The 25,942-nt window shown below is 72.4% G+C and carries 22 protein-coding genes and 1 pseudogene; 10 read left to right on the forward strand and 13 right to left on the reverse strand.

The genetic code is table 11. The features are described from left to right. Both ACIBCM_RS24940 and ACIBCM_RS24945 read right to left on the reverse strand, forming a co-directional pair. Positions 1 to 295, reverse strand: a pseudogene (locus ACIBCM_RS24940) (IS30 family transposase); the annotation flags it as partial. Positions 296 to 566: 271 nt separating this feature from the next. After that, positions 567 to 1,841: an extracellular solute-binding protein gene (locus tag ACIBCM_RS24945; protein ID WP_399246765.1), complete on the reverse strand. Its 1,275-nt coding sequence runs from the start codon at positions 1,839 to 1,841 to the stop codon at positions 567 to 569. A gap of 305 nt (positions 1,842 to 2,146) precedes the next feature. Between ACIBCM_RS24945 and ACIBCM_RS24950 the strand changes: the two genes are divergently transcribed. The 5 genes from ACIBCM_RS24950 (at position 2,147) to ACIBCM_RS24970 (ending at position 8,789) form a co-directional block, all read left to right on the forward strand. Beyond that, positions 2,147 to 3,040 (forward strand): SIS domain-containing protein, encoded by an 894-nt coding sequence (locus ACIBCM_RS24950; RefSeq protein ID WP_399246767.1) that lies wholly within the window; start codon positions 2,147 to 2,149, stop codon positions 3,038 to 3,040. 899 nt (positions 3,041 to 3,939) lie between these two features. After that, positions 3,940 to 4,878: an ROK family protein gene (locus ACIBCM_RS24955; protein WP_399246769.1), complete on the forward strand. Its 939-nt coding sequence runs from the start codon at positions 3,940 to 3,942 to the stop codon at positions 4,876 to 4,878. Continuing rightward, positions 4,878 to 6,053 (forward strand): N-acetylglucosamine-6-phosphate deacetylase, encoded by a 1,176-nt coding sequence (gene nagA, locus ACIBCM_RS24960; protein ID WP_399246771.1) that lies wholly within the window; start codon positions 4,878 to 4,880, stop codon positions 6,051 to 6,053. The genes ACIBCM_RS24955 and nagA overlap by 1 nt, the downstream gene beginning before the upstream one ends. Positions 6,054 to 6,441: 388 nt before the next feature. Beyond that, a complete protein-coding gene (locus ACIBCM_RS24965; protein WP_399246773.1) occupies positions 6,442 to 7,368 on the forward strand; it encodes a 1-phosphofructokinase family hexose kinase in 927 nt (308 codons plus the stop codon). 560 nt (positions 7,369 to 7,928) lie between these two features. Further along, on the forward strand, positions 7,929 to 8,789 hold the full coding sequence (locus ACIBCM_RS24970; RefSeq protein ID WP_399246774.1) for a ketose-bisphosphate aldolase: 861 nt from the start codon (positions 7,929 to 7,931) through the stop codon (positions 8,787 to 8,789). On the opposite strand, the gene ACIBCM_RS24975 is transcribed toward ACIBCM_RS24970, so the two are convergent. After that, a complete protein-coding gene (locus tag ACIBCM_RS24975) occupies positions 8,770 to 9,783 on the reverse strand; it encodes a CBM35 domain-containing protein (RefSeq protein ID WP_399246776.1) in 1,014 nt (337 codons plus the stop codon). The two genes, ACIBCM_RS24970 and ACIBCM_RS24975, sit on opposite strands and share 20 nt — an antisense overlap. 202 nt (positions 9,784 to 9,985) lie before the next feature. Next, a complete protein-coding gene (gene cdgB, locus ACIBCM_RS24980; protein ID WP_399246778.1) occupies positions 9,986 to 11,629 on the reverse strand; it encodes a diguanylate cyclase CdgB in 1,644 nt (547 codons plus the stop codon). Between the two features lie 510 nt (positions 11,630 to 12,139). Between cdgB and ACIBCM_RS24985 the strand changes: the two genes are divergently transcribed. Then, positions 12,140 to 12,730: a flavin reductase family protein gene (locus ACIBCM_RS24985; RefSeq protein WP_399246780.1), complete on the forward strand. Its 591-nt coding sequence runs from the start codon at positions 12,140 to 12,142 to the stop codon at positions 12,728 to 12,730. A 174-nt stretch (positions 12,731 to 12,904) separates the two neighbouring features. On the opposite strand, the gene ACIBCM_RS24990 is transcribed toward ACIBCM_RS24985, so the two are convergent. From ACIBCM_RS24990 to ACIBCM_RS25005, 4 genes are all read right to left on the reverse strand, one after another. After that, a complete protein-coding gene (locus ACIBCM_RS24990; protein WP_399246782.1) occupies positions 12,905 to 14,140 on the reverse strand; it encodes a YncE family protein in 1,236 nt (411 codons plus the stop codon). Continuing rightward, positions 14,137 to 14,736 carry an ankyrin repeat domain-containing protein gene (locus ACIBCM_RS24995; RefSeq protein ID WP_399246784.1) on the reverse strand — a complete coding sequence of 200 codons (600 nt, stop codon included), beginning with the start codon at positions 14,734 to 14,736 and terminating at the stop codon, positions 14,137 to 14,139. The genes ACIBCM_RS24990 and ACIBCM_RS24995 overlap by 4 nt, the downstream gene beginning before the upstream one ends. A gap of 789 nt (positions 14,737 to 15,525) precedes the next feature. Continuing rightward, positions 15,526 to 15,810: a hypothetical protein gene (locus tag ACIBCM_RS25000; RefSeq protein WP_399246786.1), complete on the reverse strand. Its 285-nt coding sequence runs from the start codon at positions 15,808 to 15,810 to the stop codon at positions 15,526 to 15,528. A gap of 143 nt (positions 15,811 to 15,953) precedes the next feature. Beyond that, positions 15,954 to 16,247, reverse strand: a complete 294-nt coding sequence (locus ACIBCM_RS25005; RefSeq protein WP_399246788.1) for a hypothetical protein — start codon at positions 16,245 to 16,247, stop codon at positions 15,954 to 15,956. A gap of 278 nt (positions 16,248 to 16,525) precedes the next feature. Between ACIBCM_RS25005 and ACIBCM_RS25010 the strand changes: the two genes are divergently transcribed. Next, positions 16,526 to 17,890 (forward strand): transcriptional regulator, encoded by a 1,365-nt coding sequence (locus tag ACIBCM_RS25010; RefSeq protein WP_399246790.1) that lies wholly within the window; start codon positions 16,526 to 16,528, stop codon positions 17,888 to 17,890. Between the two features lie 87 nt (positions 17,891 to 17,977). Here the strand turns inward: ACIBCM_RS25010 and ACIBCM_RS25015 are convergent, their stop codons facing one another. Both ACIBCM_RS25015 and arfB read right to left on the reverse strand, forming a co-directional pair. Further along, positions 17,978 to 18,640, reverse strand: a complete 663-nt coding sequence (locus ACIBCM_RS25015; RefSeq protein ID WP_399246792.1) for an HAD family hydrolase — start codon at positions 18,638 to 18,640, stop codon at positions 17,978 to 17,980. Between the two features lie 122 nt (positions 18,641 to 18,762). Beyond that, on the reverse strand, positions 18,763 to 19,191 hold the full coding sequence (arfB, locus tag ACIBCM_RS25020) for an alternative ribosome rescue aminoacyl-tRNA hydrolase ArfB (RefSeq protein ID WP_399246793.1): 429 nt from the start codon (positions 19,189 to 19,191) through the stop codon (positions 18,763 to 18,765). Positions 19,192 to 19,383: 192 nt separating this feature from the next. Here arfB and ACIBCM_RS25025 point away from each other — a divergent pair, with 192 nt between their 5' ends. Beyond that, positions 19,384 to 19,959 (forward strand): TerD family protein, encoded by a 576-nt coding sequence (locus ACIBCM_RS25025; RefSeq protein ID WP_389271394.1) that lies wholly within the window; start codon positions 19,384 to 19,386, stop codon positions 19,957 to 19,959. A gap of 398 nt (positions 19,960 to 20,357) precedes the next feature. Here the strand turns inward: ACIBCM_RS25025 and ACIBCM_RS25030 are convergent, their stop codons facing one another. From ACIBCM_RS25030 to ACIBCM_RS25040, 3 genes are all read right to left on the reverse strand, one after another. Beyond that, positions 20,358 to 21,743: a M1 family metallopeptidase gene (locus ACIBCM_RS25030; RefSeq protein WP_399246795.1), complete on the reverse strand. Its 1,386-nt coding sequence runs from the start codon at positions 21,741 to 21,743 to the stop codon at positions 20,358 to 20,360. Positions 21,744 to 21,882: 139 nt separating this feature from the next. Beyond that, positions 21,883 to 22,470 carry an HD domain-containing protein gene (locus tag ACIBCM_RS25035; RefSeq protein WP_399246797.1) on the reverse strand — a complete coding sequence of 196 codons (588 nt, stop codon included), beginning with the start codon at positions 22,468 to 22,470 and terminating at the stop codon, positions 21,883 to 21,885. A 165-nt stretch (positions 22,471 to 22,635) separates the two neighbouring features. Then, entirely contained in the window at positions 22,636 to 23,193 is a 558-nt protein-coding gene (locus ACIBCM_RS25040; protein ID WP_399246799.1) for a heme-binding protein, read from the reverse strand. An 845-nt stretch (positions 23,194 to 24,038) separates the two neighbouring features. On the opposite strand from ACIBCM_RS25040, the gene ACIBCM_RS25045 reads away from it, so the two are divergent. Then, positions 24,039 to 25,229 (forward strand): sensor histidine kinase, encoded by a 1,191-nt coding sequence (locus tag ACIBCM_RS25045; protein ID WP_399247090.1) that lies wholly within the window; start codon positions 24,039 to 24,041, stop codon positions 25,227 to 25,229. Further along, positions 25,226 to 25,849 carry a response regulator gene (locus ACIBCM_RS25050; protein WP_399246801.1) on the forward strand — a complete coding sequence of 208 codons (624 nt, stop codon included), beginning with the start codon at positions 25,226 to 25,228 and terminating at the stop codon, positions 25,847 to 25,849. The genes ACIBCM_RS25045 and ACIBCM_RS25050 overlap by 4 nt, the downstream gene beginning before the upstream one ends. Positions 25,850 to 25,942 lie beyond the last annotated feature (93 nt).

Here is a 25,942-nt window from a genome sequence, read left to right on the forward strand (position 1 = left end):
GATCACGGATCTTCTCGCGCTCGGCGAGTGTCAGAAACCGCGGGTGAAGCTGCTTCTCCAGGGCTGTCAGGCCCACCGGTGGCGTGGTCACATCGGGCATCGTGACGGTCCCCGCCGCGTAGTCGACACGGCGCCCGTCCGGATAGGTGCGCGAAGAGCGGGTCTTCCTGACGCCCCAGTCCCAGTCCTTGGCCGTGCGCTCGTTCACACCGACCTGCCGGGCCGCCACCCGGCGGGCGACGCCCCGAGCCCGCAGACGCTCGTACTCGTCGCGCCGGGGGTGCCTGCGCGGCATGCGCACAGAAGTCCGTCCGGCCTTCCGGGCCCAGCCGAAGGCTGTGTTCCGGTTCACCCCCAGCTCCCGGGCCACCACGGTCACGTTCCCCACAGCATCCAGCCGCGCAAGGAAACGCTCCCTCAATCCCGCAAGATCAGCACGCTCAACGCCCACGGTCCTCGCAACTCCCACAGATCGCGGGTGTTGCGAGGACCGTTAGAACCCAAGGGGGGTCCCCCCGGACGGAGTCTGGGGGAGAACCGAGCCACAAAAACAAAACCGCCGCGGCCTACTCGCCCGTCTCCTTCGACACCGCCCGCTGCGCGATGCCGCCCAGGACCGCACGGGGCTCGGCGCCGGGGGCGACCGCCTCGCCGATGTGCTGCTTGATGTCCTCGCTGACCGACGCCCACGAGGTCTTGCCGACGGGCGGCAGCATCGAGGTGGGCAGCGCGTCCAGGAACTCCTTGAGGTCCTGGTGCTCCGGGTCGTCCTTCATCGTCGCGGACGCCGAGATCGTCACCGGCAGCAGGTCGTTCTCCGCGGCGAAGTCGAGGACGTTCTTGTCGTTGAACAGGAAGTTCATGAACTTCCCGATCTCGGCACGGTTGCCGTTCTGCTTGAAGCCCATGATCCAGTCGGCGACCCCCATCGTGGCCTTCGGCCTGCCCGCGCGTCCCGGCATGGGCACCTTGCCCAGTTCGATGCCCGCCTTCTCCGCGGAGTGCATCAGCGAGGGGTGGCCGTTGAGCATGCCGACCTCGCCCCGGGTGAACGCCGCGAACGCCTCCTTGCGGTTCAGCTTGCCGGGGGCGACGGGGCCGGTCAGCTCCTTCTCGACGAGGTTGGTCTTCAGCCACTCGAAGGTGTCGATGTTCTGCTCGGAGGCGATCACATAGCTGCCACTGGACCCCACGTACCCCTCGGTGCCGTTGCCGAGCAGCCACATCATGGTCTCCGCCTGGGCCTCCTCGGGTCCGAGCGGCAGGGCGAAGGGGTACTCGACGTCCGTCTTCTCCTTCAGCTGCCGCGCGCTGTCGCGCAGTTCGGCCCAGGTCGTGGGCGGCCGCGATATGCCGGCTTCCTCGAACAGCTTCTTGTTGTAGAAGAGCAGCCGGGTGGAGGCGACGAAGGGCAGCCCGTACTGGACCCGCCGGTGCTCGCCCGCGTCGGTCAGCGGTGGCAGGAAGTTGGACTGGACCGGAATGGAGAGAAGGTCCTCGGCGGCGTAGAGCTTGCCGTCGGCGGCGTAGTCGGCGTACGCCCCGATCTGGGCGATGTCCGGGGCCTTGCCGGCCTCGACCATCTCCGCCACCTTGCGGTCCACATCGTTCCAGGACTCGATCTGGACCTGAAGCTTCACACCGGGGTTCAGTGCCTCGAACTCGGTTTTGATCCCGGCCCAGTAGTCCTTGCTGCTCTGTCCGCCGTCGACGTCGTAGTCGGCGGCGATGAGCCGGAGGGTGACCTCGGACGAGCCGCTGGACGAGCCGCAGCCCGACAGCGTGGCCGTCATCCCCAGCGCGGCGGTGGCCGCGGTCACTCCCAAGAGATGCCTGTGCACAGCTGTTCCCCACCTTTGGGCCGGACAGCCTGACGGCTGGACGGCCCGAATTTGTGCGTGAAAGGCCCCCGTGACGCTCCCGTTGCGTCCCCATGTGCACCCGGGTGTCCCGCTACGTCCCCCGACGCTGCCCGGGATGAGGAGCGATTTTTCCCCATCGTTCTTCAGAGGTCCATGCCACGCGGTCTCGCTTGTGCAACTTCTTCATCACCGATGGTCACCATTGCCGGGGTACCGGGTCATGAGACAGGCTGCTGAGTACCTTTCGACACGAATGTGGCCCGCACGCGCGAGGAGCACGCCGTATGTCCCGTACAGCAACGGAAATAGCGACCCAGCCCGCCTGCTGGCGGCGGGCGGCCGAGTCGGCCGCAGGATTCGACGGGCTGCCACGGCCGGGCGAGCGGGTGGCCGTCACGGGCTGCGGGACCTCGTGGTTCATGGCGATCGCCTACGCGGCGCTGCGCGAGGCGGCGGGACAGGGCGAGACGGACGCCTTCGCGTCGTCGGAGTTCCCGGTGGGGCGCACGTACGACCGTGTCGTCGCCATCACCCGTTCCGGTACGACGACGGAGGTGCTGGAGCTGCTGGCGCGGCTGAGGGGCACGGTGCGGACCGTCGCGCTGACGGCGGACGACAAGACGCCGGTCATGGACGTGGCCGACGAGGTCGCCGTACTGGACTGGGCGGACGAGGAGTCCGTCGTACAGACCCGGTTCGCCACGACCGCGCTGGCGTTCCTGCGGGCCGGGCTCGGGGACGTGCCCGGAGTGAAGTCCGTCGCCGACGCGGCCGTGGACGCGGAGTCGGCGGTGACCGAGCCGCTGCCGGACGCCGTGCTCGCGGCGGAGCAGTGGACCTTCCTGGGCCGGGGCTGGACGTACGGGCTGGCGCTGGAGGCGGGTCTGAAGATGCGGGAGGCGGCGGGCGCCTGGACGGAGGCGTATCCGGCGATGGAGTACCGGCACGGCCCGATCTCCATCACCGCGCCGGGGCGGGTCGCCTGGGTCTTCGGCGCGCCGCCGGAGGGGCTGGCGGCCGATGTCTCCGCGGTCGGCGGGACGCTGGTCGCGAACGAGGCCGCGGATCCGCTGGCGGATCTGGTCCGGGCGCAGCGGCTGGCGGTGGCCCTGGCGGAGTCGCGCGGGTTCGACCCGGACCGGCCCCGCAATCTCTCGCGGAGCGTGATCCTGCCCTGAGCGCGCCCGGGTTGGCCCGGGGCCCCGGGGCGGGGGCACCCGAGGCCGGGGCCACCTGGTGTTCGTCCGGCACCCGAGGCCCGGGGGCATCCGGGGTTCGGGGTTCGCCCGAGGGCCCGCGGGTCCGCCCACGGCAGCCAGCCCGGGGTTCCTCGCCCGGGACCCCGGGGTTCGTCCGGGACGCGAGGCCAGGGTCACGCGAAGTTCGGGGTTCGCCCGAGGCCGGGGTCACCCGGTGTTCGTCCGGCACCCGAGGCCCGGGGCACCCAGGGTCCGGGGTGCCCCCGAGAGCCCGCGGGTTCGCCCACGGCAGCCCGGGGCGGACCCGAGACCGGAGGCACCCGGGGTCCGGGGTTCGCCGACACCCGGGCCGGGCCGGAGGTCAGGGGCCCGCGGGTTCGCCCGGCACCCCGGTGCCGTCCCCGGCAGCCCGCGCGACAGGCTCCTGACGGACCCCCAGAACCCGGGCCCGTCCCGGCCCGTCCCCCGTCCCCGGGTTCGGCCCGCTCCCCGTGTCCCGTGTCCGGCACCGCGCACCCCCGGGCCCCCCGGGTGCCAACCGTGCGACAGGCGCCCGCCGTGAACCCGAGCCCGGCCGGGCCCGCCCCCTCCCCCTCGCCCCGGCGCCCCAGGCCGCCCCGCCCTGGCGGGATCCCGCCCGGGGCTGGCGCGATCTTGTGCCGGGGCCGGTCCCGCCGTACGGAACGAGGGCTTCCGACCCTCCGCGCGAGCAAACCACTCACACGCGCGGATCGGGTCCAAACGGGTCGAGTCGCAGGCATCCACACCCCAAATCGCGGCAAACAATCCCAAAAAAAGCCACTTGAATTTGTATGGCCACGCAACAATCCGGTGTAGTGGACTAGACCTTTCGGGTGCTCACCCGCCAGACTGTGCGCGTGAGACACGTCATCGCCCTCGATGTGGGCGGCACCGGCATGAAAGCCGCCCTCGTCGGGGTGGACGGGACGCTCCTCCATGAGGATCGGCGCGCCACAGGGCGAGAGCGGGGGGCCGATGCCGTCGTGCAGTCGATCCTCGACTTCGCGGAGGACCTCCGTGCCTACGGGGTCGATCACTTCGGCCAGAGCGCCCTCGCCGCGGGCGTGGCCGTGCCCGGCATCGTCGACTCCGACCTCGGCATCGCCGTCTACGCCGCCAACCTCGGCTGGCGCGACGTCCCGATGCGCAACCTCCTCAGCCGCCGGCTGCGGGGCATCCCCGTGGCCCTCGGGCACGACGTCCGTACGGGCGGCCTCGCCGAGGGCCGTATCGGCGCGGGCAGGGGAGCCGACCGGTTCCTCTTCGTACCGCTCGGCACCGGTATCGCGGGAGCCATCGGCATCGGCGGCGCCATAGAGGCCGGCGCGCACGGCTACGCCGGCGAGATCGGCCATGTGGTCGTACGCCCCGACGGCCCCGACTGCGGCTGCGGCCAGCGGGGCTGTCTGGAGACCCTCGCCTCCGCCTCCGCCGTCACCCGCGCCTGGGCCCAGGCCAGCGGCGACCGCTACGCGGACGCCGCCGACTGCGCCAAGGCCGTCGAGGACGGCGACCCCCGGGCGATCGCCGTCTGGCGGGACGCCGTCGACGCCCTCGCCGCCGGGCTCGTCACCGCCCTCACCCTCCTGGACCCCCGCACCCTGATCATCGGTGGCGGCCTCGCCGAGGCGGGGGAAACCTTGTTCACACCGCTCCGGGCCGCGGTCGAGGGGCGCGTCACATTCCAGAAACTCCCCGCCATCGTCCCCGCCGCCCTCGGGGACAACGCCGGCTGCCTGGGCGCCGGGCTGCTCGCCTGGGATCTGATCGCCACCGACTCGGAGGTAACCGTCTAATGGCCGCACGCGCCGCACTGGCCGAGAGCGCCGCACGCGCCGACTGCACGATCCTCGCCGGAGCCCGGGTGGTACTGCCGACCGGGACCGTCCACAACGGACGGCTGATCGTCGACGGGACGAAATTCGCCGGGACCGCCCCCGACGACACTCCCGCCCGCAATCTGTCCGGCCACTGGATCGTCCCCGGCTTCGTCGACATCCACAACCACGGCGGGGGCGGTGCCTCCTTCACCGGCGGCACCGCCGAGGACGTACTGCGGGGCGTGCTGACCCACCGCGAGCACGGTACGACCACGATCGTCGCCTCCCTGGTGACCGCCGAGACGGACTTCCTCGCGCACCGGGCCGGGGCGCTCTCCGAGATCGTCGAGCAGGGGGATCTGGCGGGCATCCACTTCGAGGGCCCGTTCATCTCCCCCTGCCGCAAGGGCGCGCACAGCGAGGAACTGCTGCGCCACCCCGACCCGTCGGAGGTCCGCAAGCTGATCGACGCGGCGCGCGGCACCGCGAAGATGATGACGCTCGCGGCCGAGCTGCCCGGCGGCATCGACTCCGTACGGCTGCTCGCCGAGCACGGCGTGATCGCCGCGATCGGGCACACGGACGCCACGTACGAGCAGACCGTCGAGGCGATCGACGCGGGCGCGACCGTGGCGACGCACCTGTTCAACGCGATGCCCCCGCTCGGGCACCGCGCCCCCGGCCCGATCGCCGCGCTGCTGGAGGACGAGCGGGTCACCGTCGAGCTGATCAACGACGGCACCCATCTGCACCCCGCCGCCCTCGAACTCGCCTTCCACCGCGCGGGCGCGCGCCGCGTCGCCTTCATCACGGACGCGATGGACGCGGCGGGCTTCGGCGACGGCCACTACCAGCTCGGCCCGCTCGCCGTCGATGTCACCAACGGGGTCGCCCGGCTGGTCGAGGGCGGCTCGATCGCCGGTTCGACGCTCACCCTGGACACGGCCTTCCGGCGCGCGGCCACCGTGGACCGCATCCCCGTGGAGGACATCGTCCAGGCGATCTCGGCGAACCCGGCGAAGCTGCTCGGCGTCTGGGACCGGGTCGGCTCGCTGGAGCCGGGCAAGAACGCGGATCTGGTGGTCCTGGACGAGGAGTTCCAGCTCAAGGGCGTCATGCGCCAGGGTGCGTGGGTGGTGGACCCCTCTTAGGGTGATTCCGGCACAGAAACGGCGGGGCGGTCGGTCCGGGGTCTGGGCCAACCGCCCTTGCGTTTGGCATGATCAGGACCGCAGGCAAACTGTCGTACGAACCGTTCGTACGACGGGCTCGTACGGTTGGCACGGCAGGCTCGTACGGCAGGCTCGTACCGCCCGGCACGACGGGCTTGTACGGCCGGCACGACGGGCTCGTCGCGACGGACCCGTACGGCGGGCCGGTGCACGGGCTCCTGCGGCGGGCTCGTCCACGGGCCGGTGCACGGGCTGGTACTCGTACAGGCTGCCGGTGCGGCGGAACGGCCACGGTGGCCGGTCGCGGCGGCCGGCACGGCAGAGGCGACCGGGACAACCGGGACGGCAAACACGGAGGGGTGGCGCGGTGATCCTGACGGTGACGCTGAACACCGCGCTCGACATCACCTACCGCGTGCCCGCCCTCACCCCGCACACCAGCCACCGGGTCACCGACGTCCGGGAGAGGCCCGGCGGCAAGGGCGTCAACGTGGCCCGGGTGCTGTCCGCCCTCGGCCATGAGAGCGTCGTCACCGGCTTCGTGGGCGGCCGGTCCGGCGCCGTCCTGCGTGAACTCCTCGCGCCCCTCACCCCCCACGACGCCCTCGTCCCCATCGCCGGGACCACGCGCCGCACGATCGCCGTCGTCGACGCGGCGAGCGGGGACACCACCCAGCTGAACGAGCCCGGACCGGCCGTCACCGCCGACGAGTGGATCCGCTTCCTCGACGCGTACGACTCACTGCTGCGGGACGCCGACGCGGTCGCGCTCTGCGGCAGCCTGCCGCCCGGGATCCATGTCGGCGCGTACGCGGAACTCGTCCGCCGGGCCCGTACCGCCGATGTTCCCGTCCTCCTCGACACCAGCGGCGAGCCCCTGCGCCGGGGCATCGCCGCCCGCCCCGACCTCGCCAAGCCGAACGCCGACGAGCTGGCGCAGCTGACCGGCACCCGTGAGCCGCTGCGGGCCGCGCTGGGCGGGCGCCGCAGGGGCGCCCGCTCCGTGGTGGCCTCCCTGGGCGCGGACGGCCTCCTCGCGGCCACGCCGGAGGGCATCTGGCAGGCGAAGACCCCGGCGCCCGTGAAGGGCAATCCGACGGGCGCGGGCGACTCCGCGGTCGCCGCGCTGCTCGCGGGGGTGGTGGAGGGGCTGCGGTGGCCGGAGCGGCTTTCGCGCGCGGTCGCGCTGTCGGCGGCGACGGTGCTGGCTCCGGCGGCGGGGGAGTTCGATGTGTCGGCGTACGAGGAGTTGCTGCCGAGGGTGACGGTGGCGGAGCGGGCGGGGGTGGCATGAGCGGAGCGGGGCGGGTGTGGCAGGGCCGTGGGGGTCTGTGCGTTGGGGGTCGTGCGGAGGCGATGTGCCCGCGCCCCGGGGGCCCGCGCCCGCACCTCAAGGGCCTCTGCGTTACAAGTCATGCCCCCGCCCCGCACCCGCACCCGCACCACAAGGGCCCGCGCCCCACGAACCACGCCCCAGCCCCGCGCCCGCACCTCAAGGGCCTCTGCGTTACAGGTCATGCCCCGGGACCGCACCCGCACCACAGGGGCCCGCGTCCGGTCCCGGCGCCCGTGCCCGGCGACCCGCGCCCCATGGCGCCGTACCCCGGCCCGCACTCGCGCCCCAAGGCCCCGGGCCACATACGCCGGAGTCCGTCCAGCACCACGAACCAGGCCCCGCCCCCGCGCACCCACCCCAGGAGCCCGCACCCCACAAGCCACGCCCCGGCCCCGCACCCGAGCCCCAAGAGCCCGTCGCATCCCGCCCCTCGCCCCAGGCGCCCGCATCCGGGGCCGTCGTGCGCCCCGGGCCCGCGGCGCCGAATCCGCAACGACTCCGGAAAGTGAGGCGCGCCCATGCCCCTCGTCCGTACCGGTGACCTCGTCTCCGCCGCCGTCGCCGAGGGCCGGGGCGTCGCCGCGTTCAATGTCATCACCCTCGAACACGCGGAGGCCATCGCCGCCGGAGCGGAGAGCGCGGACTCCCCCGCGATCCTCCAGATCTCCGAGAACGCGGTGGCGTTCCACGGCGGCCGGCTCGCCCCCGTCGCCGCAGCCGCGGCGGCCGTGGCCCGCGCCTCCTCCGCACCCCTCGCGCTCCATCTGGACCATGTGACCTCACCCGCGCTGCTGGAGGCCGCCCGCGAGGAGGGCTTCGGCTCGATCATGTTCGACGCCTCGAAGCTCTCGTACGACGACAATGTGCGCCGGACGAACGAGGTCGTCCGCTTCGGTCTGCGGCACGGCATCTGGGTCGAGGCGGAACTCGGCCGGGTCGGCGGCAAGGAGGGCGAGACCCCGCTCGACGCGCACACCCCGGGGGTGCGCACCGACCCCGAAGAGGCCGCGGCCTATGTCGCCGCGACGGGGGTGAACGCCCTCGCGGTCGCGGTGGGCTCCTCGCACGCGATGACCGAGCGCACGGCCACCCTGGACCACGCCCTGGTCTCCCGGCTGCGCGACGCCGTCCCCGTACCGCTGGTGCTGCACGGCTCGTCCGGCGTCCCCGACGCCGAGATCCGCGCGGCCGTCGCCGCCGGCATGGTCAAGATCAATGTGGGTACAGCGCTGAACACCGCGTACACCGGCGCCGTCCGCGCCTTCCTGGCGGCGGAGACGGCCGCCGTCGACCCCCGCAAATACCTCGTCCCGGCCCGCGAGGCGATGGCCGGGACGGTCGCGGACTTCCTGGGACTGCTCAGAGCTCCCCGTCGCTGACCTGGAGCCAGTCGAGGATCGCGTCGCACTGGTTTCCCTGCTCGCAGGAGATCTTGATCTCGTTGGTGCCCTGCTTCAGGTTCACCGGCGCCCAGGTGGTCTGCCAGTTCTTCTCCAGCTCCGGGTCCGAGGAGTCGATGAAGTTCCTCAGGCGTATCGGATTGGAGTTGGCCTTGCCGTTGATCGTCAGGGTCGCGTTGGCGTCCTTCGCGGGGATGGCGTAGCGGACGTAGAGCCGGTACTCGCCGGCCTCCGCCACGCTGGCCTTCCACGTCACGGAGGCGCCGACCGCGTTGAAGCCGGTCACGAACGCCCCGCCCGTACCCTCCGCGCCCTCGATGTCCGTACCCAGCTGCGCGGGCGCGCCGAGCTGGAGCGTCGCCGCGTCCTGCTTGGGCAGGGCGGCCTCCGCGGGCTTCTCCGTCTTCGGGGCCTGCTCGCTCGGCTTCACCGACTCGGCCGCGCTGGGACCGCCGCCGGTCCGGGGGTTGCCGTCCGCCTTGTCCTTGTCGCCGCCGCTGGTCATCAGAGCGGCGGTGATGCCTATGACCACCACCGCGACCACCGCGATCGCGCCGAGCAGCAGGCCCTTGGTGTTGGGTCCGCGTCCGCCGCGGCCGGTGCCGGGGTTCGGGTGCGCGGGGCGGGCCGGAGCGCCGCCGGGGTAGGTCTCGGGCGCCGCGTACTGGGCGTTCGGCTGCCCGTACGCCTCCTGGGGGCCGTACCCCTGCTGCTGCGGGACCTGGCCGTGCGCCTGTCCATGGCCCTGCCCGTGACCCTGTCCGTGGGACTGGCCGCCGTACTGGCGCTCGCCGACCGTCCGTACCTGGTTGTACGAGGTCCTGGGGACACCGGGCTGCGCGGCGGGACCCGGGTAGCCGTAACCGCGGCTCTGGCCGGGCGGTGTGGCGCCCGCCGCCTGACCGTCCTCGTACAGGTAGCCGAACGGGTCGTCGTCCTCGGGCGTATTCCCGCCGTTGTTCGCGGCCGTCATCCCTTGTCACCCCTCACCATGTCGTCAGCGCTACGCCGACGCGGGCGAGCCTACCCGCTCCGCTGTGACCAATTGTCTGGCGTTGACCCGATAACCCGGGCCGCGCAGTGCCCCGGCCGGGGGTCCTGCCGCCCCGGCGCCCGTACGGTCCCCCGGCCCGGCGGGGACCTTCGCGTCCCGCCCGCGGGCCGGTCCCCGCAGGTCAGCCCGCCCGGCGGTGCACCTTCGACCGGGACCGCTTCTCGATGTACATCCGCTGGTCGGCGGATTGCAGCACCTCGTCCACCGACATCCCGCAGCTCGCCCAGCCGACGCCGAAACTCGCGCCGACCCGCACGCTCCGCCCGCCCACCCGGATCGGCAGGATGATCGCGTTCCGCAGGCGTACGGCCAGATCGGCGGCGTCCGCCGCGCCCAGGCCGTCGGCGAGGACGACGAACTCATCACCGCCGAGCCGGGCGACGGTGTCCCCCTCCCGTACGCCGGTGGTGAGCCGTCGCGCGACCTCGACCAGCACCGCGTCACCGGTCTGGTGCCCGAAGCGGTCGTTGATCGACTTGAAGCCGTCGAGGTCGCAGAAGAGGACGGCGAGCCCTTTGGCCCCGTCGTCGAGGTCGCCGTCGGGCGCGATGGTGTGCACATGGTGGTCGTAGGGGTCGCCCGGGGACCTGAAGTCGAAGCCGTCCGTGCTGTAGATCGCCTCGGCCTCGGACTCGTACGCCGCGTCCATCGCACCGACCGCCGTGCCCCGCCCCACCGGCTGCGGCAGCTCGCACAGCTTGGCGCTGAGCCTCGCGCGCAGCTCGGCGCTGTTGGGCAGACCGGTGAGCGCGTCGTGCGAGGCCCGGTGCGCGAGCTGGATCTCGTGGCGCTTGCGGTCCTCGATGTCCTCGACGTGGGTGAGCAGGAAGCGGGGGCCGTCGGCGGTGTCGGCGACGACGGAGTTGCGCAGCGAGACCCAGACATAGCTGCCGTCCCGCCGCCCGAGCCGGATCTCGGCCCGCCCGCCCTCGGCGGAGGTGCGCAGCAGGGTGCCGACGTCCTCGGGGTGGACCAGATCGGCGAAGGAGTAGCGGCGCATCGCGGAGGCGGGTCGGCCGAGCAGCCGGCACAGCGCGTCATTGGTCCGCAGCAGGCGACCGTGCTGGTCACCGCCCATCTCGGCGATCGCCATACCGCTCGGCGCGTACTCGAACGCCTGCCGGAACGACTCCTCGCTGGCGCGCAGCGCCTGCTGCTCTCGCTCCAGGCGGACCAGCGCGCGCTGCATATTTGCTCTGAGCCGTGCGTTGCTGATCGCAATGCCCGCCTGGGACGCGTACATCTGGAGGGCTTCCCGCCCCCAGGGGCCCGGACGGCGCCCGTTGCGGGGCCGGTCGACCGAGATGACGCCGAGGAGCTCACGGCCGGTGCCGGAGGCGTACATGGGCGCGTAGAGGCGGTCGCGCGGATGCCACTCGTCCTCGAAGCGGGGCTCGGGTCCGTCGGTGTGCCACTGGGGCACATCGTCCTCGATGAGCACCCAGCCCTCGGTGTGCGGGATGAACCGCAGCTCCCCCCACGCCTCCCCCATGGACAGCCGGCGCTCCCAGGACGGGCGGGAGCCGACCCGGCCGGTGATCAGGGCCTCGGCGGCGGCACTTCCGGCGAACGCGGCGACGACGAGATCCCCGTCGGGTCGTACGAGGTTGACACAGGCCAGCTCATAGCCGAGACCGGCCACTATCCCGTCGGCGACGGTCTGCAGCGTGTCGGCGAGGCTGCGGGCCATGTTGAGGTCCGCGACCACCTTGTGCAGCTGCCGCAGGGACGCAAGACGGACGTAGGGCTCCGACTCGGTCTCCATGCTCGCTCTCCCCGAGACCTCGACAGCAGACTCCAGGTATCTCTTCGGCCTTCTTGTTGCGGTCTTCTCGCGGTCGTCTCGCGCACTACTCGTCACGCGGTTTCCCGGCCACTGAATCACAGCGAGCTGTCCACTCGGTACACAGGGTCAACAAATACCGCCCTCTGTGACTCAAGTCACATCGACAGATGAGTGACCAAGGCTTCCGCGTGGAAGTGCGTTTGGCTCTTACCAGCGTTTTCTGAGAGCAAATCGGTGTTGCCGACGAACCGGACGGGGGCGCGGCGGGGGCGCGGGACGGGGGCGTATGGAGGGGCGCATCCGGGCCCGCGAGAAGACGCCGGGAGGGAAGGCGGCCGGGAGGGCGTACCGGGCTTCTCCGGGGTGCTCACGGGTGCTCACGGGACCGGGGGCCTTCCCGGGTTCCCCGCCGCCCCTCCGTGGTCCTAGGACTTTCGCCGGTCCTTTCGCCCGATGCGCCGGGAAGGTTCCCGCGGCTAGCGTGCGACTGTGCTCCAGACGACACCGGCCACCGGCCCCGATCCCGATCCAGCGACCGCGACCGCGATTCTGCATGCCGCGATCCCCCATGCTGAGGGGGTGAGCAACGAGGAGTTCCGGGCCGCCATGTCCCGGCTGGCGGCGGGCGTGGTCCTGGTGACCGCGCGCGACGACGACGCGGGCCCCCGGGGCGAGGACGCCGGGATGACGGCGACCGCGTTCGTCTCGGTGTCGCTGGACCCTCCGCTGGTGATGGTCAGCCTGCGCAACGGCTCCCGGATGGACGACCTCCTGTCCGAGCAGCCCCTGTGGGGGGTGTCCGTGCTCTCCGAGAGCCAGCGCCACATCGCGGGCCGTTTCGCGATGAAGGGCCGGGTCAGCGACCGCCTCCTCTTCGACGACATCCCCTATACCCGGGGGAAGGTCAGCGGCGCCCTCCTCGTCGGCGGCGCCCTGGCGACGCTGGAGTGCCGTACGGAACAGCGGGTGCCCGCGGGGGATCACACCCTGGTGATCGCGCGGGTACTGGAGGTGGGGCTGCCGAGCGCGGAGGGCGGGCCCCTGACGTACTTCCGCGGCCGGTACCGGCAGCTGGGCTGACCGCCCGGCCCGGCCGGCGGCTGGGCCGACCCGGCCGGCCCTCTCCAGCACCGGCAGCTGGGCCGACCGCCCCGCCCCCTCCGGTTCCAGCAGCCGGGCCCCACCCGGCCCGGGTGGGGCCCGGCCGGGTGGGGCCTGGCCGGGTGGGGCCTGGCCGGGTGGGGCCCGGCCCCGCTACAGGACCGCGATGCCCAACGGGCGCGAGCCGCCCGGCAGCCGGCGGGTGTCGCCGTCCGCGAGGCCGACGACGGTGATGCCGTCCCAGTAACCGTCCCTGGTGAAGCCCCCGGTGACATAGGCCGTCCGGCCGTCCCGGGACACGGCCACGTCCTCGTGCGGCCCTTCGAGGGGGACGACCCGTTCCCGGCCGTCCTTGGCACGGATGGTGAGCGACGCGTCCCCCTCGGCCGAACCGATCGGTCCGGTGCCGACCGCCAGCAGCGTGCCGTCGGGGGTGAGCGCGGCGCCGTGCTGGTGGGTGTCGGCCGTCATCCGCTCGATCGTCACCCGCCCGGTGCGCGGGTCGAGCACCGCCAGCCGCTCCCCCTCGAACGGCAGCAGCAGCCGCCCGTCCTCCCGTACGGCCGCGTAGTGCGGCTTGAGCCAGGAGCCGAGTCCGCCCTCCGTGCCGTACGGGGCCACCTCGAAGCGGCGGGCGTCGAGACCGTCGGTCCGCACGGCCGTCACATCGAAGGAGTCGTGGTTGGTCGCGTACACCTCGCGTCCGTCGCGTGACACATCCACGTCGAAGGGCCTGCGGCCGACGGGCACGGTGTCCACGACCCGGCGGGAGGCCGTGTCGACGACCTCCAGCACCCCGGCCCCGCCGGGCACGTTCACCCCTATATAGAGGCGCTTCCCGTCGGGCGCGAGCGCGATCCCCATCCCGCCGCCCCGGTACTCGCCGTCCGTGACGGGCCCGGTCTCCGTCCGGTACGGGATACGGCCGAGGCTCTCGCGGGTGCGCGTGTCCACGACCGCGACCCCCTCGGCCGTGGCGACCCAGGCACGGCCGTCCGCGCCGACGGTGAGCCCGTACGGCGCGGTCCCGACCTCGACGGAGGCGAAGGGTCCGCGCTCCGGGTCCATGAAGGTGACGGTGTCCCCGCCGAAGTCGGCGACGAGGAGGGTCCCGGCGGGGGTGGGTGTGCCGGGCGCCGGCGCGGAGGCCGCGGGCGGCTTCGGGCTCGTACCCCGGCCCTGGTCCTGCGCCGCGCCCTGCCGTGTGTCCGGGTCCGCGCCGCCCGGGTCCTGTGCGCACCCGGCGAGCAGCCCCAGCAGGACCGGCACCACGAGCAGGGCGCGACGCCTCTTCGGGCGTTTCGCCGGGCCTTCGACCGGTCCCCGCGCGAGGTCCTTCCTCCGGCCGTTCACCCGCCCCGCCCTCAGGCTCTCCCTGTCGCCTTTCACCGGGCGTTCCGCAGCAGGGCGGCGATCTCCTCGAACCCGCGCCGCTCCGCGTGGTCGAGCGCGGTGAGCCCGTCCTTGTCCCGGATCGTCGGGGTGGCCCCCGCCGCCAGCAGGGTCTCCACGATCTGCCGGTGGTCCCGCCCGCCGTCCCCGAGGATCACCGCCTCCAGCAGTGCCGTCCAGCCCAGGTCGTTGACGTGATCGACGTCGATGTCGGTCTCGTTCAGCACGGCCCGTACATACGCCACATGCCCGCGCTCGCTGGCGGGGATCACCGAGACACCGCCGAAGCGGTTGCGCAGGGCCGTGTCCGGCCGGGCGGGCAGCAGCGCCCGCATCATCGCGACACTCCCCGTCACCCCGGTGACCAGCCAGGCGCTGTCCGCCCGGTCGTCCTGCGCGTCCGGGTCGGCACCCGCGGCGACCAGCACCCGCGCGGCCTCGACATGGTCCCCCAGCGAGGCCAGCAGCAACGGCGTACGCAGCCGCTCGTCCCGCGCCTCGATCTCCGCACCCTCCCTGAGCGCGGCCGCCACCCCCTCGGCGTCCCCGCCACGGGCGGCTTCCAGCAACCTGGTGTCGACGGCACTGTTCATGGGCTCACTCCTGTGTGACTCGGGCGGCTGTCGGCCGGGCGGCGAAGGGCTCGTACCGCACTGTTCCTCCACCCTGCGCCACGGCACCCCGTCCACCGGTCCGCGCACCGGTCGCTTCCCGCGACCAGGACAGCTGACCCTTACATCATCCAATCGGCCGATACGGGCGTTCCGCCCGGGCCACAAGTACGGAAACCGTGACCCGGGCCCGGCGGGGGTGCCCCACCGCGCATATCACCATCATCGGACCTGTTCACCCGGGGTGGGTCCCGGGGCGAGAAGGGGCCCGCAGCATGGGCATTGCGTATTAGAGCGAGCGTTCCATCCAGCGGATGGGGGTGGGGGCGTGGGTGACGCGCCCACCGTGGGTGCAGTGCACGGCGGCGGTACGGGCTTGCCCAGCGCCCCGACGCTCACACGGAACCCGGTGCGCATTCCGCCGTGCGCCACCCGGTGACACCCGTCCGGACACCGCGCCCTACCCCATCAGTCCCAGCCGGTCGGCCATCCCCAGTACCGCCACATCCCGTCGTGGCGCCCGCACAGCGCGAAACCCTGTGTACCCGATCAGCCGCGTACGCGGCGGGGGTGCCACACGGGGTAGCTCACCGGCATCGGACCTGTTCGCCCGGGGTGGGTCCGGGGGTGAGAAAGGGTGCGCAGTGCGGGCATGCATAGTGGAGCGAGCGTTCCAACCAACGAATGGGGATGGGGGCGTGGGTGAGGCGCCCACAGCGGGTGCAGTGCGCGGTGAGCAGCGGCGGTACGGGGTTGTCGAGCGCCCCGCGTTCACACCGTCACCCCCGGGAGTCCCCCGGCCGCGTAGAACAGCACCCGTCGGGGCCGTACCGCCGTGAGCCGGAGCGTGTCGTCCAGCGGTGCGTAGGGCCGTACGAGCAAGGTGTCCTCGCCCCGGAGCGGAGTGTGCCGTTCCCTGACGTGGTGCGGAGTGGGGGTGGTCCAGGGCCGGGCCCAGAGGTCGTCCGGTTCGGGGCTGGCGGGCAACACGTCCGCGCGCTCGGGTAAGACCCGCTCCAGCGCCCACAGCAGGGCGCGCGTGATGAGGGTACGCATCTGGCAGCTCTCCGTTTCCGGCGGAATCGGCGGGGTGGCCCCGGCCCACTGGGGGTGGCGGACCGGGGCCGGGAACGCCCGCGACGGGTCGGCGAAGGCCGCGGGCGTGGTCTGTGTTCTGACGCTGGGACTTCGAGGGACCGCTATGCCTCGGCCGGCAGATCGTCGGCACCGGCCTCCGGGGGCGGCGACCCGAAGGCGGGACCGGAGGGGCGGCAGACCGTCCCTCCAGGGGCGGCCCCGCGCTCCGGCCCGCTCGCCCCTTCTCCAACGGGACCGCCCTCGGCCTGCACCACCCGCAGATACGCCGTCCTGATCTCCCGGAACCCGGTATGCCCGGTCACCCGCGCATGCGAGATCGCCCACGCCTCCGGCCCGAGCCCGACGGTGCATGCCTCCGAGCCCTCGTCTCCGGAGGTGCACTCGATCTCGCGCATCGGCTCGGAAACACCTTCGGACCGGTCCGGCCCGATGAGCCAGCTCGTCTGCTCCGCCATTGGCCTCATGGCCCCACTTTCACGGTCTCACTCAAGAGCATCGGCGTGCCCACACCGCACGACCGACGTGACTTGCACGTCATGGCGTCAACTCCCGTTGCAGGTTGCCTGATTCGTCCGTCCAGACAACCGCACACCCGGCCCTGGCGGTACCGTCGGAGGGGGTGGCAATGAGTGGCACACCGCTACTGCCCGCGACCGAGGGGTAAGGGCTCCATATGACGTCGCCGAACACAAGCCTCACGGACTGGCTCGAACGGTCCGGCATGAGTAACAAGGAACTCGCCCAACGGGTCAGAGCCACGGCCAAGGTGTGGGGGCAGCCGCACATCCAGACCGACGGAACTGCCGTACGACGGTGGGTCGCCGGCCTGCGGCCCCGCACACCGGTGCCCGACATCCTCGCGGACGTGTTCTCCGCACACTTCGGTTTCCGCGTGACGACGTACGATCTCGGTCTCGGTCTCGGTCTCGGCGATTCGTCCGGCGCCGGGCGATCGCTCGCTTACCACCGGTCCTTCCCGGCAACCGTCGAAACGGTCGCGGACCTGGGCCGGGCGGATGTGGATCGCCGGAACTTCCTGGCCGTCGCCCCCTTCGCCGCCGTGGCGGCCATCGGCCCTTCCCGCGACTGGCTGCTCAATACCCTTGACCAGCAGGCGAAGTCCGGACCGCGCGTACGTCTGGAGGATGTGACCGCGGTGCGGAACATGTTCGGCGAGTTCCAGCGCATGGATGTGCTCCAGGGCGGCGGATCCGGTCGCCTGATCCTCGCCGAGTACATGAATCAGCACGTCTATCCGCTCCTGCGCCGAACACACTCCGAAGACGTACGGCACGCCCTGTGCGAAGCAGCCGCCGAACAGACCTACCTGCTCGGCTGGATGGCGTACGACAACGGCGAGCACGGCATCGCCCAGCGCTATCTCGTACAGTCCCTGCGCCTCGCGGAGGAGTCCGGGAACGCCGCGCTGGGCGCTCATGTGCTGGCCGGTATGGCCGATCAGGCGACCCTGTTGGGCAACCCGGCGGAGGGCCGTCGGCTCGCGCAAGCGGGCCGGGCGGGCCTCGGCAGGAACACGTCGCATGCGTGCCTCGCGGACCTCTGGGCCCTTGAGGCCCGCGCGCTCGCCAAACTCGGCGAGGCGTCCGAAGCCGCCCGGGCCGTGGTCCGGTCCGAGACGGCTTTCAGCCGTGTCCGGGCGGACGACGAGGCGGAGTGGGCGGTCTTCATCGACTCGGCGTATCTGCACGGCGAACACGCGAACACCTTCGGGGACCTGGGTGACGCGGATGCGGCGGAGAAGCATGCCCGGCTGTCGATCGACCACGCGCGGCGGCAGCGCCGGGCACGGCGGGGTGCGATGTCGCAGGCGGCGCTCGCGGTATCCCATTTGCAGCGCGGGGACCTGGAGGCGGGTCATGCGGCGGGGCTCCGTACCCTCTCGCTATCACGCCAGGTAAGGAGTTCGCGGTGTATCGAAGCCGTACGGGATCTGCGCCGCCGCCTGAGGCCGTTCGGCGATCACCGGCTCGTCGCCGACTTCACCGAACGGTCTCGCGGGCTGGTGGGGGCTGCTTAGGAAGCCAGGACCAGTTCCCCGGCAGACGTTGCTGCGTACCCACTTCACGTCCGAAGGGCTCTGGCCCTGAACCGCGGTCGACGACCGTCAGCGCCCTTGCCCGTTGAGTTCGGAGATGTGCTCGGGAAGTTCCGTGAGACTCCTGACCCGGAGAGTCGGCAGTTGCTTCGCCGCGTCGGTATCCCACTGGATGGTCGCCCACGGCCCACGATGCACGAGTGCCGTGGCCATGCCGGAGGCGGTCGCGGGAACAATGTCGTTGTCGAGGCGGTCACCGACGTACAGGATCTCGTCCGGTTCGAAAGGCACCGCTTCGGCAACGCGCTCGAAGAACACCGGGTCCGGTTTGTCGGCACCCCAGTCGTCCGAGGTGCTGATCACGTCGACGTCACGGGAGAAGAGTTCACGCAGAATGCCACCGGCTCTCGCGGTCTGATTACCCGCGATGCCGAGCCAGAGGCCGTCAGCGCGCAACAGGGCGAGTGTCGGCCGCACATCGGGATAGAGGTCTTCTTCGCCGAAATGCTCCGGCTGTCCGGCTGCGGCCCGCGCCGTACGCTGCTCGTGCAGATCGAAGCCCGGACGAAACACCTGGAAAGTGTCGCGATAGTCCCGCCCCTGGGCGACCACCGCGCCGAACATCGCGGCAAAGGTGTGTCTCGGGATGCCGAGCCAGTCCGCCCATGTCCCGTACTCTCGGGTCTCGTCCACCAGGCACTCACCGACGTCGAACACCACGGCTCGGATCATGCGGGGATCCTATTGGACCCGCCGTTCCTTGGAGAGGTTCACTCCCCTCGGCAGGCTGGGCACGGCTTTGGGCGAGCAGGAAGGCCGACCAGGCGCGGGCGGGACCATGTCATGCGCGCGGGCTAACCCCAGTCGCGGCCCGTGCGGCCCCGCTTCGTTTCCGCGCGTTGCTTCTTCTCGCGCAGGCGGCGTTCGTTGATGCCGCGCGGGATCCGGGTCTTGCGGCGCGGCTTCGGCGGGGGAGCCGTCGCCTCGGCGAGGAGGGAGGCCAGACGGACCGCCGCCGTCTCGCGGTTGCGCCACTGGGAGCGGTGCTCCGAGGCGCGGACAGCGATCACACCGCCGACGAGCCGGTCCGCCAGCCGTTCCAGCGCGCGGTCCTTCCAGACCTGGGGCAGCGCCTCGGTGGCGGCCAGGTCGAAGCGGAGTTCGACCTGGGTGTCGCTGGTGTTGACATGCTGGCCGCCGGGCCCCGACGACCTGGAGAAACGCCAGATCAGCTCGGCCTCCGGGAGGGAGACGGAGCCACGGATGACATAGGGCCCGGACATGTGTCCATGGTCGCGTGCGCACCGCCTTCTCGTCACCACCTTTTGCCCACGGCACGCGTGGACTCGTGTCACGAATCGGCGATGAACCGAAAATCACAGGGAACCTGCTGGTCCTCCGCATGCGTTATGAGGGATAACGGTAGCTTCGGCAGGGCTCAAGCCCACAGACTCGACCACAAAGGGGACATCCCAATGGCAGTAAGCCTGTCCAAGGGCGGCAACGTCTCGCTCACCAAGGAGGCACCGGGCCTGACAGCCGTCACGGTCGGCCTCGGCTGGGACGTCCGTACCACCACCGGCACAGACTTCGACCTCGACGCCTCCGCGATCGGGGTGAACCCTGCGGGGAAGGTCGCTTCCGACGCTCATTTCATCTTCTTCAACAACCGGGCCACCCCGGACCAGACCATCGTCCACACCGGGGACAACCGCACCGGCGAGGGCGGCGGTGACGACGAGCAGATCAACGTCAATCTGGCCGGGCTGCCCGCCGATGTCGACAAGATCGTCTTCCCGGTCTCGATCTACGACGCCGTGACCCGCTCGCAGAACTTCGGCATGGTCCGCAACGCGTACATCCGTATCGTCAACCAGGCCGGCGGCGCCGAGATCGCGCGCTACGACCTGAGTGAGGACGCGGCGGTCGAGACCGCGATGGTCTTCGGCGAGCTGTACCGCAATGGCGCGGAGTGGAAGTTCCGTGCGGTGGGCCAGGGCTACGCCTCGGGTCTGGAGGGCATCGCCCGCGACTTCGGCGTCAACCTCTGACGTTTCCGCCCGTATCCACGGGCTCGGAGCCCCCGGCCGCCAGAACCGAAGACCTGGGCCGGGGGCTCCCCTGTGCGCGGCCATCTGGAAGAGAGGCCCTCCCGTGCGGGCCGCCTCCGGCCGGGGCGACCGCTCCCGGCCCGGGGCCGCAGGGGTCCGGCACCGCCTCACGCGGGCCCGCGCGGCCGGAACCGCCCGTAGAGCGGAAGTACCCCGGGCCGAGTGGGGCACGTACGGTACGCGGTGGCCCGGGGCGGAGGCGGCGTGACCTCCAGTAACCCGCCCGCCTCCGGCGTTTGGGGGCCACCCGCGCCCGGTGACCGCCCGCCCCGCGCCCGGGCATGGTCCCGCACGGTCCCGCACGGCCCCGGCACGAGCACGCCCCGGGCACGGTCTCCTCAGGGACGTGACGGTCTGTCCTTGCCGTACAGCCAGGTCTCCCACACCGGGTCCAGGTCCTTGCCGGAGACCTTCTCGGCGTACGCGGTGAAGTCGGCGGTGGAGGCGTTGGCGTGCCGGTACCGCTTCGCCCAGCCCTTCATCAGCCCGGCGAACGCCCGGTCGCCGACGGCCAGCCGGACCCGGTGCAGCACCATCGCGCCGCGCCCGTACACCGGAGCCTCGGAGATCCGCGCGGCGGAGGGCGGGGCGGCGGGCGGGAAGGCCCAGTTGGCGCTGTCGGCGAAGGCTTCCTCGTAGCTGTCCCGGACCGGTGTGTCCTCGAAGTCCTCGGCCCAGAGCCACTGCGCGTAGGTCGCGAACCCCTCGTTGAGCCACATGTCCCGCCAGGTCCCCGGTGACACCGAGTTTCCGTACCACTGATGCGCGATCTCATGGACGAGGGTGGTCGTGTCGAACTGCCCGGCGGGGATGACGGGCCGGTTCTGGGTCTCCAGGGCATAGCCGACCACGCCCTCGCGGACGGCGATCGCGCCGGTGGAGGAGAAGGGGTACGGGCCGAACCGCTCGGTCGCCCACTCCACGATCCGGGGGACTTGGGCGCTGACGCGCGCGGTTTCCGCGGCGGCGGGGTCGGTGGCGGTCCAGACCGGGAGCCCCTGGGGCGTACGGGAGGACGTCAGCCGGTACGGGCCGATCGCGAGCGTCGCGAGATACGACGCCATGGGCTCGGCCGACCTCCAGACGAAGGTGGTGCGGGGGCCGTCGGTGGTCTCGCGCGCCAGCTCCCCGTTGGAGACCGCCTTCAGCCCCCGGGGGACGTTGATCGCGAGGTCGTACGTGGCCTTGTCGCCCGGGTGGTTGTTGGCGGGGAACCAGGCCATCGACCCGGCAGGCTCCCCCACCGCGAGCGCGCCCCCCGGTGCCTTCAGCCAGCCCTCCTCGGAGCCGTCGGCGTCGGTGATGGTCCGTGGGGTGCCGGAGTAGCGCACGACGGTACGGAAGAGGGCGCCCTCGGTCAGATCGCGGCCCGGGCGCACGGTCAGCTCGTCGCCCGCCTGGTCGGCCGCGGCGGCCTCGCCGTCGACGGTGACGTCCTCGGCGCTCATCCGGTGGAGGTCGAGATTGAAGGCGCTGAGGTCCTGGGTGGCCCGGGCGAGAATCTCGGCGGTCCCCGCGAGGCGGCCGGTCCCCGGGTCGTAGTCGAGGGTCAGGCTGTAGTGCCGTACGTCGTAGCCGCCGTTGCCGAGCCGGGGGAACAGCGGGTCACGCACACCCGCGGCGCCCGGCGTGCCCTGGACACCACCGCTGCCGCCGGAGCAGCCCACGAGCAGGAGCAGGGCGGCGGCCGGTGCGAGGGCGCGCAGACGTGAGGGCCGGTGCATGCGCTGATCCTAGATCGTGGTGTGTACACGGGTCCCGGAGCCGTACGCGGGACGGGCGCGGGATGTTGACGCGGGGAGCGGCGGCGTACGGACAAGGCGCGGGTGGAAGGGAAAGACCCCGTGCGGGGCAGCGCCGGGATCAGGCCCGTACGGGGAACGACGCCTGGAAGGCGAGCCGCTCGTCCGCGCCGTCCCCGATCAGACAGAGGATGTCATCGAGAGCGAGGTACGCCTCCCACCGCTCCCCACCGCCCGCTTCCAGGACGCGGGCGATCACCAGGTCCTCCAGTTCCGGCACCCGCTTGTTCTTCCAGACCTTGTCGGCGAGGCTGACCAGCAGATCCTCGGCGCTGACGCCGGGATCCGTCCAGGACGCGTGTGTCGCGGCGAACCGTGCCCACTCCGGGCGGACGCCACGGGCCAGCAGGAGCTTCCGGCCTGCTTCCTCGTGGCACGAACCCGGGCCGGACAGTTCGGCGGTATGGACGGTCTTGCCGATGTCGTGCGTGGCCGCACCGAAGAGAACCGCCTCCCGGTCGACGACGAGACCGGGGCAGTGTCGGTCCGTCCAGTCGAGAAGTTGATGCGCCACGTCGTGGACGGCCCTCAGATGGGCGGCGAGGCGCGGCGGGGCATCCAGCTCCCGGAGAAGCCCGGCCACGGCGGGCGGGAGCGGACGCATGAGCGGCTCGCCGAGGGCCAGGGAAAGGTGATCCGACGGAAGCATCGGGTCAGTGTAGACACCCGATCCACCCGGCCCGCCGGGCTCCCCGGGTCACCCGGGCACGGTCCGGGAGGCCGCGCCTGCCCCCCCCGTCCGTACCGGCGCGGACAGGGGACAGGCGGCAGAGGGCGGGCGCGGGAGGACCCCACCCGCCCCCACACGCCCGCGTCAGCGGGCCAGCGCCGCGACGCCCGCCTTGGCGAACTCCTCGTCCTGCGCACCGCTCGGGGCGCCCGCGACGCCGATGCCCGCGATCGGGGCGCCCTTCGACTGGACGGGCGCGCCGCCGCCGAGGAAGAGCGTGCCGGGGATGTCCTTGAGGTTGGGGGTGCTCTCCAGGCGCTTGACCAGCTCGGAGGTGGGGGCGTTCCAGGAGACCGCGGTGAACGCCTTCTTCTCGGCCGACTCGTACGACTGGGGGCCGGCACCGTCGCCGCGCAGGGTCACGATGGTGTTGCCGTTGCGGTCGACCACGGCGACCGTGACCCGCTGGCCGGCCCGCTCCGCCGCGTCCAGCGTCGCCTGGGCGGCCTTGGACGCGGCGTCGACCGTCAGGTGGGTGGTCTGCTGGAGGTTGCGGTTCGAGGCGTCGGTCTTGGCCGTGGTGCGCGACTCTGCGGCGGGCGCGGAGGCGCTGGCGGAAACGGCTCCGAACGTACCGGCGCTCAGCGCGACGGCAGCGACGGCACCGGTGATGACGCGGGTGCGGGTCGACAGCTTCTTCATGATCGTGGACTCCTGTGTGCGGTGCTGGGTGGTCCTTCCGCCATCGATCCTCCGGCCGGGCACGGGCCTCATCGGTCGGCGTACCGGCTGTAGCGCACAGGCATCATGGAGGACGACCGGGTCGGCCGATCGGTTGATGCGGGTGTGGTCCCGCCGGGTCACCATGCAGAAGAAGACCCAGCTCTGGAGAGATGACGATGTTCCACCGAGGGCGCGCGCCCGCCCCCAGCGAGCGGCGGGACGACCGGGCCGCGGCGGAGACCGCCGGCCGCGGTCCGGCCGCCAGGTCCGCCGGGTCCGCCAGGGCCGCCGACGGGCGCCCCACCGGAACCGCAGGATTCGCCGGGGCTGCCGGTTCCATGGGTTCCGCCGGTTCCGTGGGTTCCGCCGGTTCCGTGGGTTCCGCCGGCAAGGGCGCCGACCGTGAGACCCCGGTCACGGGCGACCTCGCCCGGAGCGAGCACGGACCGGACACCCCCCGCCACGCCGGGCTCGGCGCCGACCGGGTAGCGGACGGGGACGGCGGTCGGGCCACCGGCCGGAACGGTGACCGGCCCACGGACCAGAGCGGGGACCGGAACACGGGCCAGGGCCCCCGCCCGGCCACCGGCCAGGACGGCGGCCGGAACACAGGCCGGGGCGGCAACCGGGCCACCGGCCCTGACGGTGGCCGGGGCACGGACCAGGACGGCAGTCGGGCCACCAGCCCGGACACGGTCCAGGACGGCAACCGGGGCGCGGGCCGGACCACGGAAGGCCGCGGTACGCCCCGGGACACCCCCCGCCACGCCGGGCTCGGCGCCGACCGGGGCGCGGCCCGGGACACCCGGTGGCTCGACGCGCTCATGAACGTCGCGTTCATCGCCCTCCTCGCGGGCGCCCTCCTCCGCTATGTCATCAACCACCCCGACAGCCCCCGCCTCCCCTGGGTCGTCGCCCTGAGCATCGCCCTCGCGGTGTTCCAGCTCACCGGTCACCGCCTGACCGGGCGGACCAAGCGGACCAGACAGACCGGGCAGGCCAGGCAGACCGAACGGGCCGGGCGCCGGGCCGAACGCGTACGGCTCGGGCTCGTCGTCGGCTGCTGGGTGATCGTCGTGCTGCTCGCGCCCAGCTTCGCCTGGTGCGCCGTACCGCTGATCTACACCGGGCTGCGGGCCCTGCCCACGCGCGCCGCGGTCGCCCTGGTCGCCGTGCTCTGCGCGCTCGTCGTGATCGCGGAGTGGCGGCTGCGGGACGGAGTGGACCCGAATCTGTTTCTGCTGCCACCCACCGTCGCCGCGCTCGCGACGGCCGTGTTCCTCCATATGAGCCGCCAGGCGGACCGGCTCCAGGCGCTGATCGACGATCTGATCCGTACGCGCCGCGAGCTGGCCGCGACCGAACGCCGTGAGGGCACCCTCGCCGAGCGCCAGCGGCTGTCCATGGAGATCCACGACACCCTGGCGCAGAGCCTGTCCAGCCAGCAGATGCTGCTCCAGGCCGCCAAACGCACCTGGGACAGCGAGCCCGCGACCGCGCGCGCCCATGTCCGTACGGCCGAGTCCATCGCCGAACGCAGTCTCGCCGAGGCCCGGCGCTTCGTCCACGATCTGGCTCCCTCCGAGCTGGCGGAGGGCGGCGGGCTCGCGGAGGCCCTGCGGGCGCTCGCCGAGCGGGAGACGGGCGGTGCCCTGCGGGTGCGGTTCCATCTGGACGGTACGCCCGTCCCGCTGCCCGACCGGGTCCAGTCGGCGCTGCTGCGGATCGCGCAGGGCGGGCTGGCGAACGTACGCGAGCACTCCGACGCGACCGCCGCCGCGCTCACCCTCAGCCATCTGGACGACCAGGTGGTCCTCGACATCGCCGACGACGGCCGGGGGTTCGTGCCCGAGGCCGCGCTCGGCGCCCTGCCCGGGCTGCGGGGGCACGGGCTCACCGCGATGCGGGCGCGGCTGCGGCAGCTCGGCGGGACCCTGACGATCGAGTCCGCGCCCGGTGAGGGCTCGGTCCTGTCCGCCGCGATTCCCCTGGAGACCCCCTTGGAGGAGGTATGACCGCCGTACGGATCCTGCTGTGCGACGACCACGCCGTCGTACGGGCCGGGCTGCTCGCTCTCCTCGGCAGCGAACCCGACATCGAGGTCCTCGGTGAGGCGGGCAGCGGTGAGGAGGCGGTCGCCATGGCGGCGAAGCTGAAGCCGGACGTCGTTCTGATGGACCTCCAGCTGGGGGCCGGGATCGACGGGGTGGAGGCGACCCGGCGGATCGCCTCGGCCGATGTGCACGTCCTGGTGCTGACGACGTACGACACCGACGCGGACATCACCCGGGCGATCGAGGCGGGGGCGACGGGCTATCTGCTGAAGGCGGAGCGGCCGGAGGAGCTGTTCTCGGCGATCCACGCGGCCGCGCAGGGGCGCACGGCACTCTCCGCGCCCGTCGCGAGCCGGGTCATGGACCGTATGCGCGGTACGGGCGGGCCGTCCCTGACCGAGCGCGAACGGGACATCCTGGGGCAGCTGGGGCGGGGGCTGGGCAACCGTGAGATCGCGCGGGCGCTGTTCATCAGCGAGGCGACGGTGAAGACCCATCTGGGCCGGATCTACGCGAAGCTCGGCGTCGATACGAGGGCGGGTGCGGTGGCGGTCGCGAAGGAACGTCGGCTGCTGCCGTAACCGAACAGCTCGCGGCCGGCCCGACCCAAGGACGGAGCGACCCACGGCCCGGACCGGACCACGGACGGAGCGACTCTCGACCGGGCCGGCTCC

Origin of the sequence: Streptomyces sp. NPDC051018 (genome assembly GCF_044456085.1) — a bacterium.
GTDB lineage: Bacteria > Actinomycetota > Actinomycetes > Streptomycetales > Streptomycetaceae > Streptomyces.